The 5,199-nt window shown below is 69.7% G+C and carries 4 protein-coding genes; 1 reads left to right on the top strand and 3 read right to left on the bottom strand.

Annotated features, from left to right (window positions below; genetic code table 11):
- Positions 1-179: 179 nt before the first annotated feature.
- Complete coding sequence (phbB, locus tag VI08_RS18140; RefSeq protein WP_045831047.1) at positions 180-932, top strand: acetoacetyl-CoA reductase; 753 nt, start codon at positions 180-182, stop codon at positions 930-932.
- Between the two features lie 110 nt (positions 933-1,042).
- On the opposite strand, the gene VI08_RS18145 is transcribed toward phbB, so the two are convergent.
- The 3 genes from VI08_RS18145 to VI08_RS18155 all read right to left on the bottom strand — a co-directional run.
- Complete coding sequence (locus tag VI08_RS18145; protein WP_045831048.1) at positions 1,043-2,149, bottom strand: catalase family protein; 1,107 nt, start codon at positions 2,147-2,149, stop codon at positions 1,043-1,045.
- 83 nt (positions 2,150-2,232) lie between these two features.
- The gene (locus VI08_RS18150) at positions 2,233-3,903 is read right to left on the bottom strand and encodes a ShlB/FhaC/HecB family hemolysin secretion/activation protein (RefSeq protein ID WP_045831049.1); all 1,671 of its coding nucleotides are present in this window, start codon (positions 3,901-3,903) and stop codon (positions 2,233-2,235) included.
- A gap of 79 nt (positions 3,904-3,982) precedes the next feature.
- The coding region (locus VI08_RS18155; protein ID WP_052698052.1) for a collagen-like triple helix repeat-containing protein at positions 3,983-5,199 on the bottom strand (1,217 nt) is incomplete at its 5' end.

Here is a 5,199-nt window from a genome sequence, read left to right on the forward strand (position 1 = left end):
GCGCTGGCGTGGCTGGGGGTCGCGGCGCCCGTGGCGGCCACGCCCGCCGCGACGCTGGCCGGTGCGCTGGCCCGATTCGACCCTGCGGCGCTTCGCCGCAGTAGTCTTACCGCCACGCGGACGTTATAAAACCGGTTTGCCCGCACGGCGGGCACTCACTGACGGGATCCTGGCGAGCCATGAAACACGGTACGACGCAACGCACGGCACTGGTCACCGGCGGCACCGGCGGCATCGGCACGGCGATCGTCCGCTACCTGGCCAGCCAGGGCCACCGGGTGGCCACGAACTACCGCGACGAGGCCCGGGCGGCCGCGTGGCGCGAAGACATGATCCGCGACGGCATCGACGTGGTGATGGTGCCGGGCGATGTCGCCGAACCGGCTAGCGCCGCCGCCATGGTGCGCGGCGTCGAGGCACTGGCCGGCCCGGTCGAGATCCTCATCAACAACGCCGGCATCACCCGTGATACCACCTTCCACAAGATGGACTACCAGCAGTGGACCGAGGTGGTGAACACCAACCTCAACGCCTGCTTCAACGTCACCCGCCCCGTCATCGAGGGCATGCGCTCCCGCCAGTGGGGCCGCATCGTGCAGATCAGCTCCATCAACGGCCAGAAGGGCCAGTACGGCCAGGCCAACTACGCCGCCGCCAAGGCGGGCGTGCACGGCTTCACCATCTCGCTGGCGCAGGAGAACGCGCGCTTCGGCATCACGGTGAACACGGTGTCGCCCGGTTACGTGGGCACCGACATGGTCATGGCCGTGCCGGAGGATGTGCGCTCGAAAATCATCGCGCAGATCCCGGTGGGCCGCCTTGGCCGCCCGGAGGAGATCGCCCACGCGGTGGCGTTCCTCACCTCCGAGGAATCCAGCTGGATCACGGGTTCGAACCTCGCCATCAATGGCGGGCATTACATGGGCTGGTAAGCCAGCGCTTCTGGTGTAGGAGCCCACACCCGTGGGCGACCGCTATTCGCGATCACGAGACAGCCCCTGTAGCGTTCTCGCCAAGAGCTGTCGCCCACCGGGGTGGGCTCCTACAGGGGTATGTCGGCCAGGGTCTTGGGTTCCTGGATATCCACCTTGTTGTGGTGCGCGCGGAACTTGGCCATCACCTTGTAGGCAAGGCGGCGGGCGCGCATCACGGAGCCCAGCGGGCGGTGGTCGGTGGTGCCGTGCCAGGGGCTGAAGGCCAGGCCGTCGTCGATGGCCACGCGGCGGGTTTCGTTCCATGCGGGTTGCGGCGGCACGTAGAGCCGGGCCACGTCGATGTAGGGGCTCTTTTCTTCCGGCCACGTGGCGGAGGCATCTTCGATCGGCATCGTGTCGGGGTCGGTGCAGAACTGCACGCGCAGATCCCATTCGCCGCCCTGCGCGGCGAAGTGCTCCACCATCGCGTCGCGCAGGCCATTGGGCTTGCCGTTGACGTTGAGCGTGGCGTCCGTGAGCTGGGTGAGGTTGGGTGAGCGCGGCGCCACCGATACTTTCACCACGTAATCGCCAAAGCGCAGCGGCACCTGGCTGTAATACGTATCGCCCAGCGGGTTCGTCTCGGGCTGGCCACCCAGCGCCACCAGCGTGGGGCTTTTCGCTCCGAACGCCTCGATGACGCGCTCGGTGCCGCGCAGCACGGCCGATAGCGCTTTCTTCGCACCCTCCGCGCGATCGGTGGTGGCGGCGGTGAGCTTCAGCCCGGCGAGGAATTTCTTCGCATTCGGCACGCGGAACGAAGGGCCGTTCACCAGCACGAAATCCTGCGTCGTGGCGCCTTCGCTGCCGGGCAGGCGCTCGCCTTCCACGCCGAGGATCTTCAGCGCCATGCCGCGCGGCGTCGACACGCTGTCGTCGAGGATGTCGCCGGGCACGGTCGACATGCGCAAAACCACCGCGTGCTTACCGGGCCGGGCGAAGATGCCCTGCGCGAGTTCGCGCGGCAGGTCGTCGGGGATGGTCAGCTCGCCGGTGAGCAGCGCGTGGCTCTTCGCGTGCACGCTGCGCGTGGCGTGCCCGCTGTGCTCCAGCGTGGTCTGGTTGATGCCCGTCAGCGTCTCGATGAGCTGCTCGACGGTCGCCTCCTCGTCGGGCTCCACCTGCTCCAGTGAGTCGTGGTAACGGATCGGCGGCGGGTAGAGCGACAGGGGCATGGCGCGGCATCCTGGGCGGGCGTCCGCACATAGTTGCCCCGTCGCCGTGAAATTGCGGCAAACGGCGGCGCCTGCCGCGCGGCCTACATGAGCTTGTAGCTGAACGTGAGGTTCCAGCGGTTCTCGCGGCTGCGGCTCTCCGGGGGCTTGTCGCCCGTGGGCCGGGCCAGGGCGAAGTCGATGGCGTAGTGCTTGCCGTCCGATGCACGGATGCCCACGGCGGCCGAGTCGAGCCGGTCGATGAGCGGGCGCGCGCCGCCGTTGAGATACACCCGGGCCGCCTGGTACGCGACGTAGGGCGTGAGCGCGGTGACCCACTTCGCCGCGACGGTGAACCCCCGGTTGAGCTCGCCCGAGGCCGCCCAGCCGCTATCGCCGGCCGCGTCGCCCGGGTCGTACGCGTAGGCGAAGCTGGGGCCGCCGAAGTTCACTTGTTCGGTGGATGGCAGGGCGTCGTGGCTGTACTGGCCCATGGCGCGGAACACCGTGCCGAAGCCGTGCGGCAGGGGGTCGGCCAACACCAGGTTCGCGGTGTAGCGCGTGAACTGGACATCCGGCGTGGCCAGGCCAAGGTTCCCGGGCAGGTTGGTCACCGCCCGCGAATACGCTCCTAAGGCATCGAAGCCATGCGCCACCGCGAAGCTCGCCTGGCGCGTGCGCTTGCCCACCACCTTAAGCCAGCTGATCTCCGCGTTGATGACGCGCACGCTCGACTGCAGCGCGATCGTCGCGCCCGTGTCGACGTTGCGGTAGCGATCATCCTGGCGCGACGCGTACGCGCCCAGCGTGAGGTTCAGCCGCTCGCTGTTGGTGAGCCGCAGCGGATACAGCGCCGACAACGCGAGGCGATCCTGCGACAGGCGGTGGTCGAGGTACGCGGGCAGTTGGTTGTCGGTATCGGGGTTACCCCAGTACCGGCTGGCATCCACCCTGCCCTGCCACCCATCGGAGCCAAACGGTTCCAGCCAGCTGGCGTTGTAGAGGCGCTGGTTGCCGCCGTTCGGAAACAGCGTCGAGACGCTGAGTTGTTCGCCCAGCGGCGTGGCGCCGTTCTCCACCAGCGAGAACACGCCCTGGGTGCCGGGGTGGTTGAAATCGAGGCCATAGCTGAGGTCGTAGCGCTGCCGCGTGACGTCGAGTACCAGCGTGGTCGCGCCGTCAGTGGTCGTCGGCGTAGGCACGCTGGCGCTGACCTTCGCGCCGGGCAGCTGGCCGAGCAGCTGGGTGTAGCGTTCGAACGTCCTTTGCCGCAGCGGCCGCTCGCCCACCACCCGCGCGGCGATGGCGCGCACACGCCTGTCGAGGTTGCCGGTGTCGCCGCGCACATCCACGTTGGCGACATAGCCTTCCACCGCCGTGACCTTCACCACGCCACCGGCGAAATCCTGGTTGGGGATGAAGGCGAACGACAGCGCATAGCCTTTCTCGCGGTACATCGCGCTCACCTTGTTCGCCGCGGCGACGAGGTCGCCCACCGTGACATCCTTGCCGCGCATCGGCGCGAACAGCGCGGCGACATCGGCGAAGGGCACCGCCTTGACGCCGACGACATCGAAGCGGCTGGGCGTGAGGTGCGTCGCGAGCAGTGCCTGCAACGCGGCGTTGGGCGCCTGCTGCACATCGACGTGCACGGGGGCCTGGCGCGGGGCCTCGGTGCGCGGCAGGGTTTGCAGCGGGTTGGCCGGCGCGCGCACCTGCGCGGTAGCCGAGCCAGCGACGGCGATGCCAAGGAGGCAGCCAAACCATCGGTGCATGGGTGTCCTTTGCGTGGCGAGGTGGCGCAAGGCACCGACGGCGTTGCGCCGCCGGTGCGTCCTGGAAGGGATCCTTCCCTTACCGCGTGGCGGTGGTGTCGTGGTGGAGGAGGCCCTTAACGCCACCCAGCAGCGCGCCCAGCGGGTCCGTTGACCCTGCGCCGTTACCCGTGCCACCCGTCGTATTGGTGAGCGGCGTGGCGCTGGCCACGCCGTTGACGACGGTATTGAGCGTTTGCGTCACCGGCGCGAGCGGCTGGCTCGCCGCCAGCGTGCCGACGCCGTTGCCGACCTGCGTCACGGCGCTACCCAGTGCGCCGGTGACCGGCGACAGCGGGGCGAGCGCGCCCGTGCCGACGTTGTTCACCACGCCGCCCACGGAGGCCACCGTGGCGCCCGCACCCTGCAGGGTGCTGCCGACAGGGTTGGCACCCGGCGCCGCGCCCAGGCCGCCGGAGAGCGTGCTGCCGACGGTGTTGAGCGTGCCACTCGTCGCCTGCAGCGTATTGCCCAGCGTCGTGCCGAGGGCGCCTGCCGCGCCCGGTGCCTGCGTGGACGACACGGTGCTGGCCAGCGAGCTGACGCCCGCGCCGAGGCCGGTGGTGAGGGAGCCGCCGCCATTGCCCACGGCCGCGACGAGGTTGGTGCTGTTCTGCGGGCTGGTAACGCTACCCAGCGAGTTGGCGACCGGCGTGACGACGCCACTTACCGCCTGGGTCAGGCCATTCACCGCGCCGGAATTGAGCGCCCCGCCGAGCTGGCTGCCGAGGTTTTCGACGCCCGTGCCCGTGGTCGACACGATCGTGCCGACCGCGCTGGTGATCGGGGCGATGGGCGTACCGCCACCCACCGACGAAACGCCGCCGCCGAGGTCATTCACGGCGCCGCCGACTTGCGTCACGACGTTGCCAACGACGCCTGTCGTCGTGCCCACCGGGTCGGTCGTGTTACCGATCTGGCCAAGTCCATCGGTCACGCCATTGCCAAGCGTTGTCACCGCGCCGCCGAGACCCTGCACGGCGTCGCCGACGCCCGCGGTCAGGCCATTGGCGCCGCCCAGCGCCGCGGTCACGGGCACCTGGTCGCCGATGCCCGTCACGGCGTTGCCTACCGAAGCGATGACACCGCCGAGGCCGGTGGCCGTGCCACCCACGGCGTTCCTGGCGACGGGCGTGCCCGTTCCGCCGCCGGTACCACCGCCATCGCCGCCACCGGTACCACCACCGTCGCCGGTGCCACCTCCGGTGCCGCCACCCGTACCACCGCCCGTGCCGCCGCCAGTGCCACCCCCGGTAC

Origin of the sequence: Luteibacter yeojuensis (assembly GCF_000964085.1) — a bacterium.
In the GTDB taxonomy this organism is placed as follows: Bacteria; Pseudomonadota; Gammaproteobacteria; order Xanthomonadales; family Rhodanobacteraceae; genus Luteibacter; species Luteibacter yeojuensis_A.